Source organism: Desulfosediminicola ganghwensis (genome assembly GCF_005116675.2).
Classification (GTDB): Bacteria; Desulfobacterota; Desulfobulbia; order Desulfobulbales; family Desulfocapsaceae; genus Desulfopila; species Desulfopila ganghwensis.
This window is the reverse complement of record NZ_CP050699.1, coordinates 369,473-394,110: the sequence shown is the minus strand read 5'-3', so window position 1 is coordinate 394,110 and position 24,638 is coordinate 369,473. Positions and strand designations below refer to the sequence as shown.

The 24,638-nt window shown below is 48.7% G+C and carries 20 protein-coding genes; 8 read left to right on the top strand and 12 right to left on the bottom strand.

Translation table 11 applies throughout. The annotated features are described in order from the left end of the window. Positions 1 to 122: 122 nt before the first annotated feature. The 7 genes from FCL45_RS01675 to FCL45_RS01645 form a co-directional block, all read right to left on the bottom strand. On the bottom strand, positions 123 to 1,472 hold the full coding sequence (locus FCL45_RS01675) for a nicotinate phosphoribosyltransferase (RefSeq protein WP_136798631.1): 1,350 nt from the start codon (positions 1,470 to 1,472) through the stop codon (positions 123 to 125). Between the two features lie 25 nt (positions 1,473 to 1,497). Next, positions 1,498 to 2,076: an isochorismatase family protein gene (locus FCL45_RS01670; protein WP_136798630.1), complete on the bottom strand. Its 579-nt coding sequence runs from the start codon at positions 2,074 to 2,076 to the stop codon at positions 1,498 to 1,500. Positions 2,077 to 2,329: 253 nt separating this feature from the next. After that, on the bottom strand, positions 2,330 to 3,499 hold the full coding sequence (locus FCL45_RS01665; RefSeq protein WP_136798629.1) for a M20 family metallopeptidase: 1,170 nt from the start codon (positions 3,497 to 3,499) through the stop codon (positions 2,330 to 2,332). 2 nt (positions 3,500 to 3,501) lie between these two features. Next, positions 3,502 to 5,097, bottom strand: coding sequence for a KamA family radical SAM protein (locus FCL45_RS01660; RefSeq protein WP_228721428.1), 1,596 nt, complete (start codon positions 5,095 to 5,097; stop codon positions 3,502 to 3,504). A 15-nt stretch (positions 5,098 to 5,112) separates the two neighbouring features. Beyond that, positions 5,113 to 6,570, bottom strand: a complete 1,458-nt coding sequence (locus tag FCL45_RS01655) for an ATP-grasp domain-containing protein (protein WP_136798628.1) — start codon at positions 6,568 to 6,570, stop codon at positions 5,113 to 5,115. A gap of 136 nt (positions 6,571 to 6,706) precedes the next feature. After that, positions 6,707 to 7,435: a GntR family transcriptional regulator gene (locus tag FCL45_RS01650; RefSeq protein ID WP_136798627.1), complete on the bottom strand. Its 729-nt coding sequence runs from the start codon at positions 7,433 to 7,435 to the stop codon at positions 6,707 to 6,709. 346 nt (positions 7,436 to 7,781) lie between these two features. After that, complete coding sequence (locus tag FCL45_RS01645) at positions 7,782 to 9,434, bottom strand: fatty acid--CoA ligase (RefSeq protein ID WP_136798626.1); 1,653 nt, start codon at positions 9,432 to 9,434, stop codon at positions 7,782 to 7,784. Between the two features lie 349 nt (positions 9,435 to 9,783). Here FCL45_RS01645 and FCL45_RS01640 point away from each other — a divergent pair, with 349 nt between their 5' ends. From FCL45_RS01640 to FCL45_RS01630, 3 genes are read left to right on the top strand one after another with little or no spacing between them, the layout of a single operon-like run. After that, positions 9,784 to 10,761 carry an AAA family ATPase gene (locus FCL45_RS01640; protein ID WP_228721427.1) on the top strand — a complete coding sequence of 326 codons (978 nt, stop codon included), beginning with the start codon at positions 9,784 to 9,786 and terminating at the stop codon, positions 10,759 to 10,761. After that, entirely contained in the window at positions 10,758 to 12,116 is a 1,359-nt protein-coding gene (locus FCL45_RS01635) for a DUF58 domain-containing protein (protein ID WP_136798625.1), read from the top strand. Before FCL45_RS01640 ends, FCL45_RS01635 begins: the two co-directional genes overlap by 4 nt. Continuing rightward, a complete protein-coding gene (locus FCL45_RS01630) occupies positions 12,113 to 14,092 on the top strand; it encodes a DUF4129 domain-containing transglutaminase family protein (RefSeq protein ID WP_136798624.1) in 1,980 nt (659 codons plus the stop codon). Before FCL45_RS01635 ends, FCL45_RS01630 begins: the two co-directional genes overlap by 4 nt. 70 nt (positions 14,093 to 14,162) lie before the next feature. Here FCL45_RS01630 and FCL45_RS01625 read toward each other — a convergent pair whose 3' ends face one another. Further along, complete coding sequence (locus FCL45_RS01625; protein ID WP_136798623.1) at positions 14,163 to 14,597, bottom strand: GNAT family N-acetyltransferase; 435 nt, start codon at positions 14,595 to 14,597, stop codon at positions 14,163 to 14,165. A 17-nt stretch (positions 14,598 to 14,614) separates the two neighbouring features. After that, entirely contained in the window at positions 14,615 to 15,247 is a 633-nt protein-coding gene (locus FCL45_RS01620; RefSeq protein WP_136798622.1) for a LysE family translocator, read from the bottom strand. A gap of 109 nt (positions 15,248 to 15,356) precedes the next feature. On the opposite strand from FCL45_RS01620, the gene FCL45_RS01615 reads away from it, so the two are divergent. Both FCL45_RS01615 and FCL45_RS01610 read left to right on the top strand, forming a co-directional pair. Next, positions 15,357 to 16,811, top strand: a complete 1,455-nt coding sequence (locus tag FCL45_RS01615; protein WP_217907577.1) for an IS4 family transposase — start codon at positions 15,357 to 15,359, stop codon at positions 16,809 to 16,811. Positions 16,812 to 16,931: 120 nt separating this feature from the next. Next, positions 16,932 to 18,386, top strand: coding sequence for an IS4 family transposase (locus FCL45_RS01610; protein ID WP_217907577.1), 1,455 nt, complete (start codon positions 16,932 to 16,934; stop codon positions 18,384 to 18,386). Here the strand turns inward: FCL45_RS01610 and FCL45_RS24455 are convergent. Then, entirely contained in the window at positions 18,383 to 18,607 is a 225-nt protein-coding gene (locus FCL45_RS24455; RefSeq protein WP_228721426.1) for a hypothetical protein, read from the bottom strand. The genes FCL45_RS01610 and FCL45_RS24455 overlap by 4 nt on opposite strands. Here FCL45_RS24455 and FCL45_RS25160 point away from each other — a divergent pair. Continuing rightward, entirely contained in the window at positions 18,569 to 18,661 is a 93-nt protein-coding gene (locus FCL45_RS25160) for a helix-turn-helix domain-containing protein (RefSeq protein WP_420811224.1), read from the top strand. The two genes, FCL45_RS24455 and FCL45_RS25160, sit on opposite strands and share 39 nt — an antisense overlap. Positions 18,662 to 18,724: 63 nt before the next feature. Here FCL45_RS25160 and FCL45_RS01600 read toward each other — a convergent pair whose 3' ends face one another. Next, a complete protein-coding gene (locus tag FCL45_RS01600) occupies positions 18,725 to 19,987 on the bottom strand; it encodes an SPL family radical SAM protein (protein WP_136799544.1) in 1,263 nt (420 codons plus the stop codon). A 336-nt stretch (positions 19,988 to 20,323) separates the two neighbouring features. Between FCL45_RS01600 and FCL45_RS01595 the strand changes: the two genes are divergently transcribed. Continuing rightward, entirely contained in the window at positions 20,324 to 20,677 is a 354-nt protein-coding gene (locus FCL45_RS01595) for a transposase (protein ID WP_136799543.1), read from the top strand. A gap of 93 nt (positions 20,678 to 20,770) precedes the next feature. Beyond that, the gene (locus FCL45_RS25155) at positions 20,771 to 21,019 is read left to right on the top strand and encodes a helix-turn-helix domain-containing protein (protein ID WP_136799542.1); all 249 of its coding nucleotides are present in this window, start codon (positions 20,771 to 20,773) and stop codon (positions 21,017 to 21,019) included. Between the two features lie 133 nt (positions 21,020 to 21,152). Here FCL45_RS25155 and FCL45_RS01585 read toward each other — a convergent pair whose 3' ends face one another. Continuing rightward, entirely contained in the window at positions 21,153 to 24,626 is a 3,474-nt protein-coding gene (locus tag FCL45_RS01585; protein ID WP_136799541.1) for a PAS domain S-box protein, read from the bottom strand. Positions 24,627 to 24,638 lie beyond the last annotated feature (12 nt).

The following is a 24,638-nucleotide window of genomic DNA, read 5'->3' as shown; positions in this document are numbered from 1 at the left end:
TAAGCATGAGTATCTCAGACGTTCAGGCATGGTCAGGCCCGAAGCAGTATAGAGCCTGACCAGCAGTGAGAGAGGCATAATGATCATCGGGATACAGGCCCGGTGGTTGTTGCGCCCTGCGGTTAATCGTGATTCCTGGTCATTACTTTTGAAACCTCGTCACAATATGAGACAAGCTCCTCAGACTGTTGAACAGGGTAGTAGTAATCCTCTTCGGAGTCTGGCTGCAGGCCTTCTGGAACAGTACCGAGTTGTTTGAGCACGTAGGTTCTGGTTTCATCCAATGTCGGTAGTTGAGATACTCGTTTTCCCTGCTGCATGACAGGTTTGATCAATTTTTCACCAGAATGCAGTTCATGGGCGAGGCACATGGTGTCGCCAGTCATGGTACCGTCATCACCATAGTTGCGGAAGACCTGTTTTCTGCCAGCCCAGGTAGATTTATTCTGGGCAAGTTTTCTGCGTCCCTGGCCCGCGTACTCGACAAGTTTATAGGCACAATCCAGGTATGGAACATCCGCTGAGGTGGTCATTTTGGTACCAATGCCGAAGCCGTCTACTGCAGCGGCTTCGTCCCTAAAGCGTTGAAGCGCATATTCATCCAGGTTACCGCTGGCAAATATTGCGACATCATGCAGGCCACCATCATCGAGAATTTTTCGTACCTGCCTGGAGAGTTTGATCATATCACCACTGTCGAGTCGCACCCCCTTGATCTTGATATTTCTATTAGCGAGATCCCTGGCCAGATCTACAGCTTTGTGTGCGCCCCGAATGGTGTCGTAGGTATCGAGAAGCAGCACGGTATTGTCGGGATGGCTGACCGCGAAATCAGAAAATGCTTTACGCTCGGAAAGGTGAGCCTGAATGAACGAGTGGGCCATTGTGCCGTATACCGGGATGGAAAATGTCATGCCGGCGGCGACGGTTGCTGTGCCGGTGAAGCCGGCGATATAACTGGCTCGAGCCGCAAGAAGACCGGCCTCAGCTCCGTGGGCTCTGCGAAGCCCGTAATCGATGAGCGTACTTTCCGGCATGATCTGTTTCATGCGAATCGCTTTTGAGGCGATCAGGGTCTGAAATTGCAGAATATTGATGATACGGGTTTCGACAAGTTGTGCCACCGGCAATGGGGCGGTGATGCGAAGAATTGGTTCATCGGTAAAAAACAGAGTTCCCTCCGCCATTGCATCCACGGAGCCGCTGAACTCAAAATCCCTTATACGATTGAGAAAATTCTCGTTAAAGCGGCCATCACGACGCAAAAAATCGATATCAGCTTCGCTGAAATGAACAGTCTCCAGATACTCAACAACCTGTTCCAGGCCACTGGCAACGAAAAATTTACGCTCGGAAGGGAGCTTGCGAACGAAAAACTCAAACACAGCCTCGTCTTCCATACCATGATCGTAATACGCCTGCATCATGGTCAGCTGATAAAAGTCGGTGAGCAGCGGGGAGATAGTTTGCATATTGTTACAGCCTGACAGTTGTATGTTAAAGGTTATTGATAGTTAGCTGGGTCGCACCAGAGGAGATCAGCTCGGCAACAGCCCGGTCACCATCACCCGGGTTCACGTCGACAGCTTTAATGGCGTCCATGAGCAGTACCACCTCAAATGCGGCTGCGAGCAGGTCTTTGCCAGAGGCAAGCACGCAGTAATCGGTGGCAACGCCGCAGATAAAGACCCGCTTGATAGCTGCTTGCTGCAATTTGCCGGCGAGGGGAGTTTCATCCATTGCCGAGTATGCTTCTTTGCCGATATTAGTGCCTTTTTCTATATAGATGGTGTTATCACTAAGCTGCAGATCCGGGTGGAATTGCACTCCCCATGTTCCGACCACACAATGAGGTGGCCAGGGACCACCCTGGTCCTTGAAGGAGATATGTTCAGCCGGATGATAATCTCTGCTGGCAAATATAGCAGCACCAGCATCGGCGAATTTCTTAATATAACTGTTTATTGTCGGGATAATACTATCTCCATCGGTAATGGCCAGACTGCCGCCGGGGAGAAAGTCATTCTGGATATCAACAATGAGGAGCGCATCCTGCTCTGGATTTAATGAGTTCATCGTCTGAATGTATTTGAAATACTGCCCACCTAATGATGTTGGACAAGATTGACGAGGCTTGGTTGGCTGGGAAGCCAAAAGTTATCAAGTATCTGAATACAATCTATAGTTTGGTAACTGCTGTGTCAATGAAAGGATAAATAGTGTGTATTATCAGGTAACTGCTTGACCAGGCCGAGGGGCAAGCATGATGGGGAAACATATGCAGCCGGCCTCATAGCTACAGGCGGCGGCTGCATATGTAAAAGACAGATCAGGAGGGCTGGGCCGAATGGTTCTCCCAAAGGGTTATGATTGAACAGGCCGTGAGGAGAGTCCGCTCAAGGAGGCTATCCCGCAACATATACTCACGATCACTGTGATCGAGGTCGCCGATTGGCCCAAGGCCGTCGATCACCGGGGTTTTCACTCCAGCTATGATATTGGCGTCGGAGACACCACTTCTCAATTCCTCTCTCAGGGGAAGACCAAGCTGCTGAGCTTCTTTATAAATCGCAGTGTAGAGCATTTTGTTGGCAGCACTCTGTTCCATCGGATCACGCCTCGAAGTGACTGTCAGTTCTGCGTGTGTTTCTGGTGTAGTGCACTCATTGGTTATACTGTTGAGTGCAGCATGGCAGTGCCTGGCATCTGCTGCTGTGAGAAATCGGGTGTCTATCTGGGCAGAGGCATTTTCTGCAATGGTGTTGGGCCCCAAGCCACCAGCCACCACACCTACATTTACCACAAGTTGTCGCCCGGGGTCGTTTAATTGCTCCATGGCGATAGTTTTACGGGCGAGTTCGAGGATGGCACTGGCTTTGTCCTTGCCAGCAAAAGCAGCATGGCCGGCTTTGCCTTGAACGCTCAGTGAATAACCTGTTTTGCCTTTGCGGCCGGTCACTATTTCACCGCCAAGGCCGCCACATTCAAAGACCATGGCCAACAAACTCCTGGCCCCTTCATCGGCAATGAGTTGGCGGGAGGAAGGGGAACCGATTTCCTCATCGGAATTGCAGAGCAGCGTAATGGGAAGAGAAGGCAAGAGCCCCATCTTGTAAAGCGCCTTCAAGGCAAATATGGCGACCACCAGACCGCCTTTCATGTCGATCACACCGGGCCCGAAGACTTTACCGTTTTCTTCCTTAAACCAATTGAAATGGCTGTCTGGTGGAAACACGGTATCCATGTGACCCACCAGCAGAATAGGCTTGGTACCCGGGCAGCAGGCAGGGCTCCGAAACAACAGATTGTTGCCGTATTCGCTCGATTCGTAGCGTTTTAAATCCATCGGCAGAGTTGAGAGTTCCCGGCTGATGATTTCTCCAACTACATCAACGCCAGCCTTATCCCGGCTGTAACTTGACTGCAGGACCAGTTCCCGCAACAACCGGAACAGGTCCTGCTCACTGTTTTTTAAAAACTCGGCAATCTGGCTACGCATCGCTATTTCATCTTGAAGGCAAAATTATCCTGCTGATAGACATCCGGATCAGCGTCAGGGTAGCTGACCTCTTCTCCGCTCCAGGGTTTCTTCAGCACATACTGGCCATCACTACCGCTGACAACGTTGGAACGATGCAATGGGATTTTGCCGCCGGCGGTGGCGATATAACGTGGTATGGCATCACCCGAGATATTGCCGTACATCGATTCCACAAGATCACGGCCGACTTCCAGAGGTACCCTGAAATGCTTGAATTGCGGGTTTCGGTAGCTGCAGTTGAAAAGGTAGTACGGGCGAACATATGCTTCCTGCACTGTTTCGCACAATTTCCACATCTTGACCCGGGTATCGTTGATTCCTTTCAGCAGTACCGCCTGGTTGAGAACGGTGAAGGTGCGCTTGGAAATCTGCCGGAAGACATTTCGGGATACCGGAGTGATTTCCTGTGGGGTATTAATCTGGGTAACGACCCTGATCGGTTTCTTGTCGTTGCTGGCCTCCAGGATGTCGAGCAGCCCATCATCGACGCGCATTGGTGCGGTAACCGGAATACGAGTGCCAAGTCGCTTGGCCTTGATGTGGTCGATACTGTCGAGCTCGCCAAGCAGCCATTCAAGCAGCGAATTTGGCAGTAAAAAGGCGTCGCCACCGGTGATCAACACGTCGCGGATACGATCATTTTTTCGGATGTAGTCAAGAGCTTCGCCATATGCCTCTTTGGAGTAGACCTTGTCTTTTTTACCAATGTGGGCAAGACGCAGGCAGTGGGTGCAGTACATCGCGCACATGTTGGTTGCCTTGATGGTCACTACCCTCGGGTAAAACTGGTCGACCAGGCGGGCCGGGGAGTGGTCGGCCGCGACGGGCGGTATTTCAATTCCCGCATTTTGAACCATCTCTCCTGTGGGTACTGATTGCAGCATAATCGGGTCGTTGATGGCGCCCGGCATAATGAGGCTGGTGTAATACGGGGTGAGGCGCATGCGGTAGGTCTTAGTGACATTGGCAATGGACTCAAGCACATCTGCTGGCAAGTCGATCAGTTTGGCCAGGGTTTCGACAGAGTCGATGGCGTAACGGATCTGGCCGTTGAACGAGTTCCAGTCGTCATCGCTCATCCCGAGCTCGGACTGAATCTTTTTCCTGTTCTCCTCTATTGTTTCCCAGAGTTCGATACCACTTGGCGCTTCCGTATCTTTTTTGGCAAGGTACTCTTCAACCCTGCTGTTGGCAGTGCTGGCGATAGGCAGAGCCTGGGTGAGGCGACCGCCGACGGAGACCATGTGCTCGTCAATTTCCTCATGCTTTCTGGCGAGTTGCTCCAACTGGTCAATGGGTATGCCGAAGTCTGCGGGGGAAGCTCCGGTTTTCTCCTGCAATTCAAGCAGCCTGTTGAACAGATCGACAATCGGCGCAGTGAGTTGCTGGCTTTGCGCGTTTTCAAGTAGATTTGCAATTTCAATTTTGTCAGCCGCTTCAACCGTGCCTTCTGCCTTGCCGCTCAGGGTCTCAAGTAATTCTTTGGTGTAGCTGTCAAATGATGCGGATACGGACTCTGTCATGATCTCTGCTTCAGTTGTACTTGGTGCGTTCATTGTGGTTTATGCTCCTTATTGTGCGTCCTGAATTGTTTGCTGGATAAAGCCGACTCCCTGGCAGAGTCCTTCAGCGACATCTTCCTGGCAACGGGCGACTGAGACCACCCTGGCTAAAAAGGTTCCGGGTGACACAAGAAAGTTGGTGCCGATATGTTCGAGTATTACGAAATCCTTGAGCAGTTCTTTGCGGGCAATTTTTTTGAAGGTTTCCCGTTCGTAAGGGTTTTGCGGGATGTAGCCCTTGGTGTGTTGGGTTGAAGTGATTTTGTAGTTATAGGTGCCCCAGTGGATTCCACGGTGGTTGCCATTCATTTCGCGGGTGGTGGGCGGGAAGCGGTTTTCGGTGACGGCAAAGTACTCAAGCTCCGGCAACATTGGCGAGCCTTCCGGCAGCGACTGCTCCAGGGTGAAGCAGAATTCGAGAGTCGTGCCCTGTTTTCTGGCGTTAATTTCCAGAAAGTGGATCTGGCCTTCTCTGTCGATCAGGTAATCGCAGCCGAAAATCCCACGATATCCTGCCTTTCCCAGGACTTTACCCACTGCGATAGTAAGCTCCCGTAGCTCCTGTTTTTGCTCGTCAGTTGCTGCCGAGGGAAAGCTTGAACCCACAAACCTGTTACCGTCAATGATGGATTGATCTGCAATTCCTGCTATATAGACATCTTCTTCATTGGCTACAACAGCGAGAACGGTGGGGTCAAGATCGTGGGGCAGATAGCGGGTGACCACATATTCGCACTCTTCTTCAGTAAATTTTTCCATCACCTCCTGCTGGCAAAAAGTGATGGCAGAGTTGGCACCACCGGCTGAGTAGGCAGCGCTTACAAAGATTCCTGCCGGCCACTCCTGCCAAAGGGCGGCTGTAGTCTCAAGTAATTCCTGCCGGCTTGTACAGTTGAAACCTTCGATCAGCGGGACAACATCCTGCAGCATTTGCCGTTGGACAACTTTGTTGTTGTACATTTTGGCAATGTGTTTGTCGGGCCCGAGAATTGAAACACCCTCAATAGAGTCGAGATCCATTTCAACCAGACTTTCATAGAGGTTGACATAGAGCTGATTCTGGTTCTGAAGAATGGTTTCGATCAGCGCTTTGACAGAAGGAGAACTTGAGACTGCACCCATGAACGTTGAGGATTTTAACCGGCAGCTTTTACGTGGCGGGTTACCATTGCCGCTGAAGTTATGATTCTGGATCATATCTTCGTTGGCCACCGGGTTTATCACCATGATGTTCAGGTAGTTATATTGAATGCAGACGTCCGGGACGATAGCGATAAACTGAATATTCTTTTTGTTCAACCGCCGTTCAAGACACTCGCGAACGAAATAGTTGAGGCTATAATTCTTCAGGTCACCGACATAGAGAAAGTAATATGTATCCGGATTGTAGTTGAAGTTGGAGAACAGAATGTCCGAGCCAGGGGCTTTAACTGTTGAACCGGATGAGTGGAGCGTTTGTAGAAACATGGCTGTTTTTCCTATCGTTATTTGTCAGTTTTAAAACATCAGCAGCATGCGTCGATTGAAGATTGTCTATTGTCGACAAATTTGTAGTTCAGTTACAATTAATGGTGTTCCTGTAGACAATCTATTAGCATATCAGTTATTTTTTGCGGATCTCAGGCTTGCGCAGTTCCGCGATTTTGGTACCTGTTTCGGTATAATGATCCCGGATGGTTTCTTCAATACGGTGGGGATCACCAGATTTCAGGCTTGTGACGATGCGAAGGTGGCGCTCGCCAATTTCTGTAGGCGTGTAGAGCTTACTCCAGAATTTATAGAAGAGGATATGGAGCTTCTGGCTCAAGCGCTCTGTGTAGTCAATGAGCTGGATATTCTTATTTTTGCTGATAAGGAGGCTGTGGAAGGTGTCGCCGACGTTAACCACCATTTTTCGATTATCCTTGAGAGCATATTTTTCCATGAGTTTGGTCATGCCTTCAAGCTCTTCTATCTCATCCTCAGAGAACTGCTTCCTGGTGATCATGATGGCGTAGCCTTCAAGGATTCCGCGGGTAGTATAGGCGTCGATAATTTCCTTGGGCGAAAGGTGGGTTATGAAGTTGCCGACCTGGGGACGATATTCAATAATGCCGTTGGTTATGAGTTCTTTAAGCGCTTCCCGGATCGGTGCCCTGCTTATGCCCATTTCAGCGGCGAGCCAACTCTCTTTTATTTGATCACCAGGTGAGAGATCCCCGTCGAGAACAAGGTCATAAATATATTCAGTTACTTGATCTTTGTATGTTCGCTTGAGAATGGGCATAGTTTTTTGGGAGACTAAAAATGATCTGGTCGATTGTCGACAATCCAGGCTATACCATGCACTCATTTATGATTGCAAGAAAAAAGAGATGAATTTAGAGAGGAGTACTTGTGCTCTTTGAAAATGCGGCGGATAGGTGCTGCTTGCAGGGGTACAGCTTGAACTCTTTGAGTGGAGGTCTACCCGCAACCAGTTGCAGTGATTGCCTGCTGTGACGTGGAGAGCGTTCCAAAGATCTAACGAAGCCTTGGATTTCAAGGCATACAGACCAAGCTGAGCGTTTATTGAATAATAAATTCATCTTGACATCGCTTACTGGCGATTGCAAGGGCGGTGGATAAAAAAAGCTGAACAGCCCAATCTTCATGACATCCGGCACAACAGGGATGCCATGAAGACTGAATGCTATCGCTTACTCGTTACGACCAAATTCTGTCCGCATCATACGCTTGTTGAGTTTGCCAACACTGGTCTTTGGCAACTCTTCCACCACATGGATTGTATCGGGGACCGCATATTTGGGGATTACTCCTTCGGCGGCGGCTTCTTTCATAAACCCTTTCAGGCTTTCCTGGTCCGCCGCACCCGCCATCTCGGGCTTGAGTTTAACGATGAGTAATGGTCGCTCTCCCCATTTGGTATCAGGGATACCGATAGCAGCGGATTCAAGTACTGCAGGGTGTTTGCTGATGCAATTCTCAAGATCCAGGGATGATATCCACTCACCGCCTGTCTTGATGACATCTTTGATCCTGTCGGTAACCTGAAGGTAGCCGTGCTTGTCGATATGACCGACGTCACCGCTATGCATCCAGCCATTAACCCAGAGTTCCGAGGATTTCTCGGGAGCCTTGAAGTAATCGTTGGTAAGCCAGGGGGCACGAAAGACAACTTCTCCCACGGACATGCCATCGTGGGCTTGCGGAGTTCCCTCTACATCGACGACCTCAAATTCAACTAAGGGAATGGGTAGCCCGGTTTTGACTACGATATCAAGCATATCGTCATCATCCATTTGGTCGAGCATCATTGTCTTCGGTGTGGAAAGGCTGATAACCGGACACGTTTCAGACATACCGTAGCCAGTGTAGACAGTGATACCAAGCTCATTGGCAGCCTTTGCCTGGCCGGCAGACAGTTTTGAACCACCGATAATGACTTTCCAGTTTGAGAGATCAACCGTTTTGGCGGCGGGGCTGGTTACGATCATCTGCAGCACCGTCGGTACGCAATGTGATGCGCTGACACCCTCGGTGGCCAGAAGTTTCAACAGAACCTCCGGCTCGTACTTGCCAGGATAGACCTGTTTGGCTCCCAGCAGTGTTGCAACATATGGGATACCCCAGGCATGCACATGAAACATGGGGGTGAGCGGCATGTAGACGTCGTTTGAGCGAAATCGGCCTATGGTCTCGTAGCTTGAAAGGGCGATGGTGAGGGACAGGGTGTGCAGAACAAGCTGACGGTGCGTGAAATGAACGCCCTTGGGATCACCGGTAGTGCCGGTTGTATAAAAGGTCGTTGCCTTGGTGTTTTCGTCAAAATCCGGAAAGTTGTATTCAGGGGAAGCCTCACTGAGCAACTCGTCGTAATCTCCGTAAATCTCAAGAGAACTCTCAGGGTATGAGGGGTTTTCGGCGATGACGATAATTTTTTCCACGTCAACGAGATGTTCTCTGATTTCGTTGATAAGGGGTAGGAAATCAGAATTGATGATAACCAGCTTGGCCTCGGCATGATTAATGGTATAGACCAGTTGCCTGGTTGAGAGCCGCCAATTTACCATCTGCATAACGCAGCCCATCATGGGGATAGCGAAAAAGCATTCCAGGAAACGATTACTGTCGTAATCGAAAACAGCAACAGTGTCTCCATGGGTCATGCCGGCTTGGGTGAGTGTTGAAGCAAGCCGTTTAATGCGATTTTCAAGATCGCGGTAGGTGTATCTGAGTTTGTCCCGGTAAACAATTTCCTGATCCGGGGCCTGGACAAGGGCGGTTTTGAGCAACTGCTTAATGAGTAAAGGGTACGCGTAACTTTCACCTGGCTGATAGTCCTGAACCATACTCGATCTCCTCGGGGATCTATTGTTGCATGATAAGTGTACTGCCTCCTGAACGTCGAAAATACCTCTTGGCTGAAATGCATGGGTTGTGTGATTGCTAACAGGCTAAAAGTACCAGATTAGACTTGAAGGAGCAATTGAATTTACGTTTACGTCAGCTGTGACGGTGTGGCCTGTGTACATCCGGCAACGGCCTTCGATGTGAAGGGAAACGTGATGTAGTAAAAAATGGTAATCGTAAATGAGCCAATTGGTGTTGTTGAATAGTAGGATCTGCTTTAATGTACCTGTAAATAAAGAGGATTCAGGGATTTGAATATAAAGAAACACCCGATGAGGTTAAAGGTAGATGCTTGATAGTGAAGAGATTCAACCGGAGTCAACAATGGACTATGCCCGGGCGGCTGAAATCTACCAGGCTATTTCTCAAAACATACAGAGTATAGTCAGGGGCAAGGAACAGACGGTAAAATTATTGCTGGCCGCCTTTTTCTCCAGTGGTCATGTTCTGCTCGAAGATGTTCCTGGTACCGGAAAAACTACCCTGGCGAAAACCCTGGCCAAATCCGTGGCGACGATGTTCAGTCGCTTGCAGTTCACCCCCGACCTGCTACCCTCGGATATCGTTGGTGTCTCTTTGTATCGGCAGCATAGCGGGGAGTTTGAGTTTGTACGCGGCCCGGTCTTTACTAACATCCTGCTGGCGGACGAGATCAACAGGGCCAGTCCCCGAACGCAATCCGCGCTCCTTGAAGCGATGGAGGAGCGCCAGGTCACCGTTGAGGGTCGAAAGTACCCGCTTACCAGACTCTTTTTTGTTATAGCAACCCAAAACCCGATTGAGTCACATGGTACCTATCCGTTGCCCGAGTCCCAGATGGACAGGTTTATGATCGAGCTCTCACCAGGGTATCTGGATCGCGACTCAGAGGCGATGGTGTTGAACGATCAGTTTTCTTCGCACCCTCTCGAGAGTGTGCGGCCGGTTGCCACCGAACAGGATGTGGTGGAGATGGCCGCCGCCTTGAAATCAATACGCATCACTGAAGAGCTTCGTTATTATGTTGTCGATCTGGTGAGTGCCACCCGAAGCTCTGAAAATGTGGTTGTTGGTGCCAGTGTAAGGGCATCCATCGCTCTGTTGAGAATATCGCAGGCCCTGGCTCTCTTCGCCGGGCGTGAGTTTGTGGTACCGGGAGATATTATCGAGGCGGCACCATATGTCCTTGGCCATCGGCTTCAACTCACCTCCCAGGCCCGATTTTCCGGCGTGACCAGAACGGCAGTGGTCAATACAATCCTCCATAATGTTGCTATGCCAAAATGAGCCCGCGATTGTACAGGCTGTATTGCCGCTTGACCAAAATCAAGCGGAAAGTTTCACGGAAAGTAAGTCATACCGGTAGAGTGTTGATTGTTTTTGCCGCCCTCTGCGTCCTCTTTGGCCTGAACACACGGCAGACCATGATGTACCAGTTAGCTTCACTGTCTGTCATGTTGCTGTTACTGGCATTTCCGCTTGCATTGCGTTTTGATATCAGGCTGCGGGTTCGCAGGATACTTCCCGAAACTTGTACCGCAGGAGAAAAGCTTACCTACCTGCTCGATCTGCAAAACCAGGACTCAGCAACCTCCAATGGTCTCTTTTTCACAGAATTTTCCAGCACAGATTTCCCGACGTATCAGGAATTTTCAACGTTGCGGGAAGATGGCGAGACCCGGAGAAATTATTTTGACCGAAAGTTTGGCTACTATCGCTGGCTCTGGTTGCTGAAACAAAAGGCTGGTGCCAGATTCGTCACTTCATCTCTCCCACCACTGCAGCCGGATGAGCATACCCAGGCAGAGGTCTCATTCACTCCTCTCCGCAGAGGATATGTGCAACTTGGCGGCTACTCTATTTATCGGCTGGAGCCCCTGGGCCTGATGAAAAAAGAATTGTTTTTCAAAGATGAGGCGAAGCTCCTGGTGTTACCGAAGAGGTATTCCGTGCTTCAGACAGAGCAGAGTGGAATGCAGTCACAGCTCCTGGCCGGAACCGGTTCAGGGGGAAGGCATGGCTCCTCGGGAGAATTTGTCACGCTGAGGGAATACAATTCCGGCGATCCATTGAAACATATTGATTGGAAGGCAACAGCACGGACAGGTGAACCGGTTGTCCGCCAGTTTCAGGACGAACATTTCTCATTGAGCGGGTTGATGCTCGATATCTATCCGCTGCCGGAAGAACGGGCTCTGTTTGAAGAGGCCGTATCCGTGGCCGCTTCGATCATTACCGCCGAAAGCAGGGGGGCTTGCGGCGTGGGCCTGTTATGTGCCGGCACAACGTGTATATCTGCTGATTCATCAGGCCGGAGTGGTGGAAGTAGTCTGGGTGAAAAACAGAAAATGCTGGAGTTTCTTGCCTGTGTTCAGCCGGCAGAGTCAGTGCAGTTTTCAGAGATTGTCGACAATATAACCTATAATGCAGATTATCTCGGCAGCCTGATTGTCATCCTGGTAAGCCTTGATGAAAAGCGTCGGGATTTGCTCAATCGTTTAAGAGCATTGGGAAGACCTTGTGAGGTGGTTCTCGTTACGGCTGATCCTGACAAGAGCAGGGATGTCATAGAGGAGCATGCGCTGCATCCTGTTCGCTTGTTTGATATACGCGAAAAATCGAAAGTGGTTGACCTAACATGAAGGTACCCTCACCTCTCATAGCGGCCACTGCTCTTTTCTGGGCGGTGGAGAGCAATAACCTGCTGATTGGTTTCTTGCTTGCCGCACTGATTGCCGGGTCGTCTGTCATGCCGCGGCGTCTGCATTTTTCTGATAACGATTTTATACGTATTTCAGATCTTACTTCTGTAATTTTTCTGCTTACAGCGGCACTTATCCTGCTCAATGTGGATAAGGTTCTGTTTTTGAAAACACTTGTTATATGGCAGCCCCTGATTCTTGCTCCTGTTCTTCTTGCCCAGCTGTATACCGGCAGGCAGCAGATAGTCATAGGCACAGGACTCGGGGGCGGTAAAAAGAAGGGTTACAAGCATGAGCCGCTGGATTTCAGGCATTTTTACCTCGGTGGTTGCCTGTTTGCAGCGGCAATGGCCAATAGTCGGGGGATCTATTTCTATCCTTTTGCCGGTGCACTCAGTTTCTGGTTATTGCTGGTGAATCGTAGCCGGGCATTTTCTGTGGTGAGTTTTAGCGCGATTTTTGTCTGTGCGCTCTCGCTCGGTTATCTGGGCATGAAAGGCGCGGAAGATCTGCATCATTACCTGCGGCAAAAAGCACGAATGTATATGCAGGACTATTTCGCCGCCAAGTTTACCGACCCGTACCAATCTCACCTGAGTTATGGAAATATCGGGAGGCTCAAAGGCTCCAGCAAAATTGTGATGTGGGTGGATTCTCCGGATATTAAACTTAAACTGCTGAAACAGGCCACATATGAAACGTATGGCAAGCAGGCATGGCACAGCAGCAACCAGTTTGAGCACCTGATGCCACGCGGCATTTTCTGGCACCTGATGGCAGCCCCTTATGACTCAGGCAAACTTGCCACCATTGAGTTTTATCTACCGAAAGAGAAAGGGTTATTGCCCTATCCTTATGGTAGCTACAAAATGCGGGCGCCTGACATCTATGAGGCGGAGCAGAAGCGGGATGGCACGACCCGTATTCTTGATGCGCCTCCTCTGGTAACCTATGAAATTTTCTACGATCAGAAGATTAGCAGAAAGTCGGATGAGATGTTGCAAAAGCATCTTCTTGTGTCAGGGGAGCAAAAAGAGCTGCTGGAATCAATCGCTTCTGAGTTTGCCCTGGAGGGGGCCTCGGTGAGTGATCGTCTGGAGCAGGTGCGCACTTTTCTGGCAACAGGTTTTACGTATTCGCTCGATGTGGAGCGGCAGAGCTGGCAAACATTTGCTAAAGATCCGCTTGAGACCTTTTTGCTGAAGACAAAATCGGGGCATTGTGAATTGTACGCTACTGCCGCGACACTTCTGCTGCGACAGCTTGGTGTTCCAAGCCGTTATGTGACAGGTTTTGCCATCAGCGAGAAAGAACGGTTCGGAGAACGTTATGTGGTTCGAGAGCGCCACGCCCACGCATGGAGTGAGGCCCTCGTCGGCAACAGGTGGGTCGTGGTCGACACTACACCTGCCGACTGGCTCGGCTTAGAGCTTGAAAACCGCTCCAGTTTCGAGTGGCTGGGAGATCTCTGGGCTCTCTTAAAACTCAAATATGACCAGTTCAGGATACACAGCGAGTTCGATTATCGATATACACTCTCGGCTATAATCGTCTTTCTCTCACTGATCTTGATTTACCGGATTTACAGACGGATCAATGTGCGTAAAGTCAGTCAGGGTGCAGTCATCGTGCGCAAGGAGTTCCCGTCTCAGCCGACACCGTTGGCAAAAATTGAGCAGACACTGGCCAAGTCAGGCCTGCCCAGAAAAAGTGGCGAACCTTTTTTAAGTTGGGCACACCGGATAGATGCAATCGGTAATGACGAACTCTCTGGCTTACGTGAGATATTCCGGTTGCATCTGAAGATGCGCTTCGATCCGGGTGGAGTAAATGCAGCCGAGTTGGCTCAATTCGAGGATCTCGTTGAACGTTGGCTTGTTCATTATCAACAGAAGGCTGGTTCAGAGCTTACTTAACCAGAATGTTGGTAAAAATTAAAATATTCAGCTCACTGGTTGAGGCTGATAAAGGTGTGTCCGGCTGTTGTTATTGGTCTGCGAATTTCTTTTTGAGAAAATATCTGCACTGGCCCTTTGGATAATCTTCTATTTTACCGAAGATCTTATAGCCGATACCGGTATAGAAATCTGGTGCCTGGAAGCTGAAGGTATCCAGATGAACGCCGGTGCAGCCTTTTTGCCGGGCAATCTTCTCTGCTTTTTCAATGAGTTGTCTACCGAACCCTTTGTTTCGAAGCCCGGAGGAGAGCCAGATGATCTCTATATGCATCCATTCCCAGGCTATACGGCCGACAAGTCCCCCGCATATTTCCCCCTGCTGCTTGATCGTGAACAGGACTGGCATGATTTCTGAGTCATCACAGAACGTGCTGTTGAAGCCGATGAGTTGAGAGCGCAGACTGTTTGCGATTCGGGCCTGCTGGTATTTATCAAGATGGCAACAATCAATAATTTTCGGCATAATTATACCATGTTCCGCTAATCGTTTTTCAGGGTGGCAAGGGCTAACCCTGAGGCGATGAAGAGTGAGCCGAATGCTTTTCCCCAGGTTCGGCCGTTCAGTAAAGCCAGAGCTTTACGGCCGATAGAATTGGAAAGATGTGCATAACAGAGAAGGCAGCTAAAGGAACATGACATGAGCGATGACACCAGAACCAGGAATTGTGATGCCAGAGGCTCTGCCGGGTTAATGAATTGTGGGAAAAGTGCGGAGGTGAAGGCGATCGCTTTCGGATTGGTCAGAGCCACAAGCACGCCTTGGGTGTACAGACGAAAGTTATTTTTTTCCAGACGCGCAGCAGACGTTGGGGTACTGGGGGCAAGGGTGATTCCCTTCTGCCAGTATTTTATTCCGAGATAGATCAGATAGAGAGCGCCAAAGGTTTTGACCAGGGTGAAGCCAAGGTTGGAATAAAGAATTATGGTGCTCAGCCCAATCACTGAACAGAGAGACATCATAAACAAGCCACTGATATTGCCAAGGATTGTCAGGATAGCACGGTTTGGGCCATACTGTAAGGCATTGGCTGTTACTACCAGAGTGGCAGAACCCGGGCTAAGTGTAGCAACAAGGGTAATAGACAGAAACAACAGCCAACTTTCAATGGTCATGGTGGATTATCCTGAATGGCGCTAGTTTAAGCGTGTTTTATAGGTGAAAAGCAACTGAATATATTGGCAAAAATTGGTATAATTTGCTATGCGAAACCAACACCAAATCATGCCAATGTTGCCCGGTTTTCACCTTCCCAAACGAGGTAGAAAACCTCATAGCCAACAACAAAAATTTGCTCGAAAAATCACTTCCCTCAGACAGAACTCTTTTAAACAGATAGGAGAGATTTTTGGGCAATTCATTCCCACGAAATTGCTCAAACAGGATCCTTCGGGAAAGATGAGCAGACGACGTTTGTTTACCAAGGAAAACACTTTTTGGTCCTTCTTAGGCCAAGTCCTTGATGCAGACGGTGGATGTAGAGAAGCTGTAAAAAAGTTGCAATCATATGCATCTAACCACGGCCTTCGGCTTCCATCATCATCTACCGCTTCATATTGCTGTGCACGTAAGAAATTAGATGAAAATCTGCTTGTTGAGGTGTTTCAACATACTGCTAAATGGTCCGGAGCACGACGTGCATCTCATTCATTAAATGATCGCCAGGTAATTGTTGTTGATGGGACAGGTGTTACAATGGCGGATACAGCAGAAAATCAAGAGCTTTGGCCACAGTCATCGAACCAGAAACCAGGATGCGGCTTCCCCTCAGCACGAATATGCGCATACTTTTCATTGCAAACCGGAACAATGCTCAGCTATGCCATCGGTAATAAAAAGAGTAACGAACTTCCATTGTTCCGTAAGCAGTGGTCCACCTTTGAGGCTGGTGATATCTTTCTTGGTGATAAAGGTTTTTGTAGTTACTTCGATTTAGCCGAGCTGAAAAAACGCTGTGTTGATAGTGTGATAACACTTGCTCGTAGAAAACCAGTCGGTAGGAAAAACTGCATTAAAGAATTCGCTCCTGATGATCTACTGATTGAATGGAAAAAACCAGTATACAGGGAAATGGTGTCGTATTCGCGGAAAACCTGGGAGGACCTTCCCGACAAACTCGTTATGAGACAAATCAAAGTAAAGGTGACTCAATCAGGGTTTAGAACAAAAGAATTTCATATTGTTACCACGCTAATCGATCAAGATCAGTACCTGAAAGACGAAATTGCAGCGTTATACCTTAAGCGTTGGGATGTCGAACTTTTCTTTCGTGATATCAAGACAACGATGGGATTTGATATCCTCCGGTGCCAATCGCCTGAAATGATAAAGAAAGAAATTTTAATGTACTTCATAGCGTACAACTGCATCCGGCGCATAATGTTACAAGCGACACAGCTGGTAGACATTGATATCCGGTCTATCAGTTTCAAAGGAAGTCTACAGGCTATTAGAAGTTGGGAACCACGGTTGGGGTCCTCTAGGTTGAGCACAAATGAAAGACAAAACATGCTCTCAGATTTATCCTTTGTCGTGGCTCGTTGCAAAGTTTTCGACAGGCCTGGACGAAGCGATCCGCGGTGTCTTAAGCGAAGACCAAAACCTTATCAGTTACTCAACAAACCTAGGAGTGAAATGGTCGAAATACAGCATCGGAGCAGATATGAAAAAAAGGCTTAAACTAGCGCCATTCGGGTCAGACCCGAATGGCGCTAGTTTAAGCGTGTTTTATAGGTGAAAAGCAACTGAATATATTGGCAAAAATTGGTATAATTTGCTATGCGAAACCAACACCAAATCATGCCAATGTTGCCCGGTTTTCACCTTCCCAAACGAGGTAGAAAACCTCATAGCCAACAACAAAAATTTGCTCGAAAAATCACTTCCCTCAGACAGAACTCTTTTAAACAGATAGGAGAGATTTTTGGGCAATTCATTCCCACGAAATTGCTCAAACAGGATCCTTCGGGAAAGATGAGCAGACGACGTTTGTTTACCAAGGAAAACACTTTTTGGTCCTTCTTAGGCCAAGTCCTTGATGCAGACGGTGGATGTAGAGAAGCTGTAAAAAAGTTGCAATCATATGCATCTAACCACGGCCTTCGGCTTCCATCATCATCTACCGCTTCATATTGCTGTGCACGTAAGAAATTAGATGAAAATCTGCTTGTTGAGGTGTTTCAACATACTGCTAAATGGTCCGGAGCACGACGTGCATCTCATTCATTAAATGATCGCCAGGTAATTGTTGTTGATGGGACAGGTGTTACAATGGCGGATACAGCAGAAAATCAAGAGCTTTGGCCACAGTCATCGAACCAGAAACCAGGATGCGGCTTCCCCTCAGCACGAATATGCGCATACTTTTCATTGCAAACCGGAACAATGCTCAGCTATGCCATCGGTAATAAAAAGAGTAACGAACTTCCATTGTTCCGTAAGCAGTGGTCCACCTTTGAGGCTGGTGATATCTTTCTTGGTGATAAAGGTTTTTGTAGTTACTTCGATTTAGCCGAGCTGAAAAAACGCTGTGTTGATAGTGTGATAACACTTGCTCGTAGAAAACCAGTCGGTAGGAAAAACTGCATTAAAGAATTCGCTCCTGATGATCTACTGATTGAATGGAAAAAACCAGTATACAGGGAAATGGTGTCGTATTCGCGGAAAACCTGGGAGGACCTTCCCGACAAACTCGTTATGAGACAAATCAAAGTAAAGGTGACTCAATCAGGGTTTAGAACAAAAGAATTTCATATTGTTACCACGCTAATCGATCAAGATCAGTACCTGAAAGACGAAATTGCAGCGTTATACCTTAAGCGTTGGGATGTCGAACTTTTCTTTCGTGATATCAAGACAACGATGGGATTTGATATCCTCCGGTGCCAATCGCCTGAAATGATAAAGAAAGAAATTTTAATGTACTTCATAGCGTACAACTGCATCCGGCGCATAATGTTACAAGCGACACAGCTGGTAGACATTGATATCCGGTCTATCAGTTTCAAAGGAAGTCTACAGGCTATTAGAAGTTGGGAACCACGGTTGGGGTCCTCTAGGTTGAGCACAAATGAAAGACAAAACATGCTCTCAGATTTATCCTTTGTCGTGGCTCGTTGCAAAGTTTTCGACAGGCCTGGACGAAGCGATCCGCGGTGTCTTAAGCGAAGACCAAAACCTTATCAGTTACTCAACAAACCTAGAAGTGAAATGGTCGAAATACAGCATCGGAGCAGATATGAAAAAAAGGCTTAAACTAGCGCCATTCGGGTCAGACCCCGATAGATAGGTTGCGTTCGCACCTCAAGGGGCAATCCCTGGCTGAGGAAATTCCCAAAGTGCAAAGGCATGCAGGTAGGCCTCAACTCACGGAGTTGTTCAATGGTGCGGGCAGGGAAGGTAAGGCTCAAAGGGATGTCGACATCGTCAAGGCCCATCTGGAATTCGGGTACACGCAGAAGCAGATAGCCAGGCACATAGGTTTGCACTACTCGACGGTAAGCAAGATAGTATCTGCGAACAGTAAATAGTCAAAATTCAAGACCTGACCTAATTCAGCACATTTGTAAAATTATCTCTTCTCAAAAGAACAATTACCCTTTGGCAATACTCTTTATTTTTTCCCTATAGTTTTGCAACATATCGTGTTCGAAATCCTCATTGTTGGCGTAACTTCTGCCAAAAACTGGCTCCCAAAGAGATTCATCTTCCATACACATATAAAAGAAAACCTGTTCTTGCCAACTGGCAGGAAAAGCATCATAGACTCCTGTAAAGAGATCTCTTTTGATATCCAGAGGGTAGCTCAGTTTACCTGCCGAGTCTACGGTGGGCATTTGCAAAATCGAACTTTGGAGCATCCTTGCGCGAATTCTTTTAAGCACCGGCTTTATAAAAGTGAGGGTTCCAATGGAAATCATCACAACCTGCTCGGGGCGAAACATCTCAACAATCTTTTTGGCAATATATTGATAGTCGTCCTTCCAGCCCTTATACCAAACCATAGGGTGAAAATGAAAACCCACTGGAATGGAGCATGAGGCTAGTTTCTCAGCACTTTCTAACCGTTTTTTAAGACTTGCCGTCCCTTTTTCCTCTGCTGCGATAACCACATCACTATTAAGAGACCAGGTGAAAACCGTATTGGAAGGCGGCTTATTTTTGAGAAAATAGCCGATATTAGAACTCTTTGTTTTAAGCTCTAGTATGACATTGGGGTTCTTCTCAGCAAACTCACAAAGACAATCCAGAAGCCCATCTCTATTGCCCCACATAAGTGAGTCTGACGATTGCCCTGTCCCAATATGATAAGTTTTATCAGGATCTAATGAAAGGTCTTGTAAATGCTTAGGAAAATCTTCGGTAAAGCTCACCTGATTGTTGTGATAAAAGGACTGAATTGAACAGTAACTGCATTCAAAACCACATTGTTGTACCGCATCGAGAGTCCTCAGATTACAACATCTGGTTTTTTCTGATGCCACGGGACATTGCCCCATGATACTGCCATGGAGGGGCTTGGTGACAATTTGTTCTTTAGGAAATGTGGTTTCTGCAAAAGCATTTTCACATTTCTCATAACTTTTCTGATTATTTTTCAAACTCAAATACCCAGATTCAAGCTGAGAAAATACTTTTTTCACCCCTTTCTTATCCGCAGTGTTCTGTTTGCAACCATCGTTATAAAATTGCTCTAATGATCCGACTTGCCAGCAAAAAAGATCTGTCTCGAACTCCACAAGAAAACGCAGTTGCTGAAACGAAAATTTATGATCGTTACTTATGGAAATCAAAAATTCCTTGCTTGTCTCGGGAAGCCTGGTGAAAAGATCTATTTTTTCAAGATTTGCGTTCATCGGAATTATTTCGCTCTTTTAATGTAAAAAATATGGCTTGAGGATTTTCTGACAGCAACATAAGAAGGTATTACACCTTGTCCACAGCAGATAGCACAACCAACGAAAAAAGACGATGCCTAAACAGCATCGCCTAACAGTCCTTGGTGAAGGAGTATTTCAAACTACCCTTGTGCACATTTATAGACAGTATACTAATTATACTAATCCACTCCATTTTTAACCAAATTCAGCATCTTTTAACTATTTTTCATGTCACAGCAACTCACCTGAAATCGTGAAAGACACTACTGCTAACTACTCATTGAATTTGGGACAAGATAAACCTCCTGCCTGATGGACAACCATTGCCATCTTCTTGTTGAGACTCCTGATGGGAATCTTTCTGCCGGCATGCGGCAGCTCAACGGTGTGTACACCCAGTATACCAATAGAGCACATAATACTGTCGGGCATGTTTTCCAGGGCAGGTATACGTCGATCCTGGTGGAAAAGGATTCACATCTTCTCGAGCTGTGCAGATATATCGTTCTCAATCCTGTACGTGCCAGGCTCTGCGATCACCTTGTAAAATGGCGCTGGAGCAGCTATCATGCTACGGCTACGGGGAAGTTTGCAGAGAAAGAGAAGTTTTTGGCGATGGGCTGGGGTCTAAAGCAATTTGCTTCACGAAAGGCCATCGCCAGATAACGTTATATAGAGTTCGTTTATGAAGGCTGCCTCAATCCATCATCACCATGGGAACAACTCCGGGCCCAGGTTGTATATGGCAGCGAACCATTTATGGATGGGTTGGGTTCGCATCTCAAGGGGCAATCCCTGGCCGAAGAAATTCCCAAAGTGCAGAGGCATGCAGGTAGGCCTCAACTCACGGAGTTGTTCAATGGTGCGGGCAGGGAAGGTAAGGCTCAAAGAGATGCCGACATCGTCAAGGCCCATCTGGAATTCGGGTACACGCAGAAGCAGATAGCGGCGCACATAGGCTTGCATTATTCGACAGTAAGCAAGATAGTATCTGCGAACAGCGATTAGTCAAAAGTCACGACCTGACCCCAACTCGTGATCCCAACTCGCACGCTCTGCTGATGGAATACGACTATGTTGAAGCACAGCCCATCGCTTTCAGGAAAACCGGATTACCAAACAGCCTTATTGCGGTCTCCTGTCAATCCAGATACCGGGAAAGCGTGGTAACCAGCAGATCCCTTTCCACCGGTTTGGAGATATAGTCAGTCATCCCGGCGGCGAGGCATTTTGCCCTGTCACCGGGCATGGCGTTGGCGGTCATGGCGATGACCGGGGTTGTACTGTATTCCTGCAGCTCAGGGTCCAGGCGGATTTTCTTCACGAGTTCCAGCCCGCTGAGATCGGGGAGCTGGACGTCAAGGATCACAATGTCGTAGGAGCTGTTGTTGAGTCTTTCCAGGCCCCCCAGGGCCGAGACCACATGATCAACTTTGCCACCCATGTTCTGGAGCAGGGTTGTTATGACCAGACCGCTGACGGGATCGTCCTCGACCACCAGGGCCCGGAACGGTGAGAAGGTCGGATTTTCTGCTTGCTCCTCACGCTGCTGAATGGGCAACTCAGTCTCACTGGCGGCGAAACTGAAGGGCAGGTGGATATAAAAGGCCGTGCCGCGCCCTTCTTCGGTGTCAACGCATAACCCACCACCCATCAACAGCACGAGTTGCTTGACGATGGCCAGCCCAAGGCCTGAGCCCAGCCTTGCCGTACCGGTGTCTACCTGGGTAAACGACTCGAAAATGTTGGGGAGCTTTTCCAGGTTAATACCGATGCCGGAATCGGAAACCTCCACCAGCAGGACACCATCTGTGCCGCTGTGCTGCGGTGCACTGACGCTCACCTGGATCGTGCCCTGTTCACTGAACTTGATCGAATTTCCCACCAGGTTCATCAGAATCTGCGAGAAACGTTGTTCGTCCCCGATCACCAGGGCCGGGACCTCCGGTTCCAGTGAGTAGGAGAGCTGTATGCCCTTTCGCTTGGCGGCGAGCAGAAACATGCTGTTGATGCTCTCAAGAATATGCTTTGGCGAGAACGGATGGAGTGTCAGTGTCATCCTCCCCGCCTCGATCTTGGAGAGATCGAGGATGTCATTGAGCAGGTCCGACAGCTTTTTGCAGGAACTGATTCCCATCTCGACATAGGTTTGCTGCTGTGTCTCAAGAGTGTTCGACTGCAGGAGCTGCAACATCCCCATTATGCCGTTTATCGGGGTTCTGAGGTCGTGGCTCATGTTGGCCAAAAAGAGTGATTTGGCCTGATTGGCAACCTCTGCCTGGCTTTTCGCCTCAAGCAGTTCCGTAATATTCACCAGGGCAACAAGCGCTCTCGACCAGTCGTTCTCATATCCCGGCACGAACACCATATTGACCAGAACGATAAGCGGGCTGCCTTTGAGCGTCTTGAGCTTGAACGGCTGGGACAAGGAGTGACCGTCTTTATCCAGGTGGTGCAATAAGTCGGTAAATGAAAGCAGTGATTCTTCTGTCAAGATCTGGGAAAGATCTTCCAATAACTCCTCTTTACTGTCCGCCTCGAAAAGTTCAACACCGGCCGGATTGATATCGATAATCTTGAGATTGTTCAGCAATAATTCGGAAGTTATGTCAAGATTCTCCTTGAGGTAGGCGGGGAGGTCGGTAACTCCTTGCTGCCGGAGTGCGTCAAGACGGATTTTGATTTGTGAAAGGTCATCCTCCCAAATGGGAGACGGCGTCATATCAAAAATACTTTTATAGCGCTGTTCGCTTTCCTCAAGGGACCGTTCCGCCAGTCTACGCTTGGTGGTGTTGTGGGAAACAGTGAGAAGCCAGGGGCCGCCTTCCAACCCTGCAAAAGGGGTTTTGAAAAACTCGTAGGCCCGCCAATCACCGAATGGGCTCATCCCCTCCAGCTCTGAAGTCACCGTTTCCCCTGCCTGGAGGGCCTCCAGGTCCATGGCGTCAACGACCAGTGCGATATCGTAGGGAAAAAGCTCGCGATTCGTTCGGCCGATAATCTGTTCCTTTTCCAGGCAGATTTCCTTACAATATGCAAGGTTGCAGGTTACATACCGGCCGGCTTCGTCTTTTACGCTGACCGGAAGATAAAAGGAATCGATCAGATCACTGAGATACTGTTGTTCGTTTTTCAGGATCTGTGCTGCCTTTCTCTGTTCGGTGACGTCGCGGCCGCAACCAACTGTGCCGATTATCTTGCCGTTGTCATCGAAAAACGGGGCTATGTGGACGCTCAGGTGGAGGTGTTTGCCGGAGACGTTGCCGAACTCGTCAAATCTTCCGGGTGCTCCGGTGTCCATGATTATGGTGTCAGAATCCCGACATATTTCGCCGAAAGTATGCCAGCTGGGATTTTCCGGATACCGTGCTCTCTCCCGTTCGGCAAAGTGGAGGTCCGTCTTGCCCAGCGGCTCTGTCGTATCGACTGCCTTGAGCAGGTTTTTGCACGTCGCCTTATTGACAAAGGTGTACTTCCTCTCGAGATCCTTTGCCCAGATCATATCCGGTACGTTGTCGCAGATCATCCGGAGCATTCTGCTGATGTTTTTCTCTCTCTTCTCACTCTTCTGCAAGTCTTCGATCAACGCTTCGCGAGCCGTCTCTGCCTTTTTCTGCTCGCTGATATCACGGGCTACGGCCAGCAGACGATACTGTCCCTGGGTCAAGTAACCGGATAATTCGACTTCGACCGGGAATGTGGTCCCGTCTTTTCTTTTGTGTTGGCCAGCTTTTCGAAATGATTTTCCTTCACAGAGTTCATGCCTGATGTCCTGTAGCCCCTCCAGGGAATAGCCCACCTGCAGCTCCTCTGTGGTCATGGACAACAGCTCCTCGCGGCTGTAGCCGGTGGAGAGGCAGGCCTGGCGGTTCACCAACAGGATGTTTCCAGCCACATCGAACTGGAAGATGGCATCCCGTGTATTTTCAAAGAGCAACCGCAGTTGTTCTTCACGTTCCTTGAGTTCAGCCTCCACGAGTTTTCGGTGCTGGATCTCCTCCTGGTAGCGGAGGTTTGATGAAGCAAGATTGACAATCTCACTGCCTATGAACTCGAGCAGTCGGGCAGCTGCCTCTATTTTCTTCCGGGAGACAACTCGTACCCGCTGTACCTGTTGCCAGTACAGCTCTTCATCAAGGCCAAGCTCGCGGGCATAGGAACAGGCGTCCTCTCTGGTGGGCCTCTCATCGAATAGCTGGCCGATAACGAGAAAACCGATATATTCCTCTTCCACCTGAAGAGGAATGAGGCCGTCGAGCATACCGGCATGGCAGGTAAGGACCTGGGGAGTGTCGTAGTTCTCCTTGTGGATGATCTCTGTCACCAGATCCCGGCACCTCTGCATGCCGATGGGGGATTGACGGATCATTTTCATACAGAGAGGTTCTGTTTCACCGGCATTGGCCAGCAGGTTTCCTCCAGGATCAAGGCAGCCGATGGCAAGTCCTGTAACATCTTGAAACCGGTCCAGCATTTTTTGGAGTTTGTCGGGCTCTATCAGCTCCAGCAGGTTGGGGCGGGGGTATTGGCCATGGCTGTCCGCCCCCTTATTTATCGTCGGGCCGGCATCGGTGGATTTTTGGCTTTCTTGTAATATCTTAAAGAGACGCGACATAGTACACTCGGG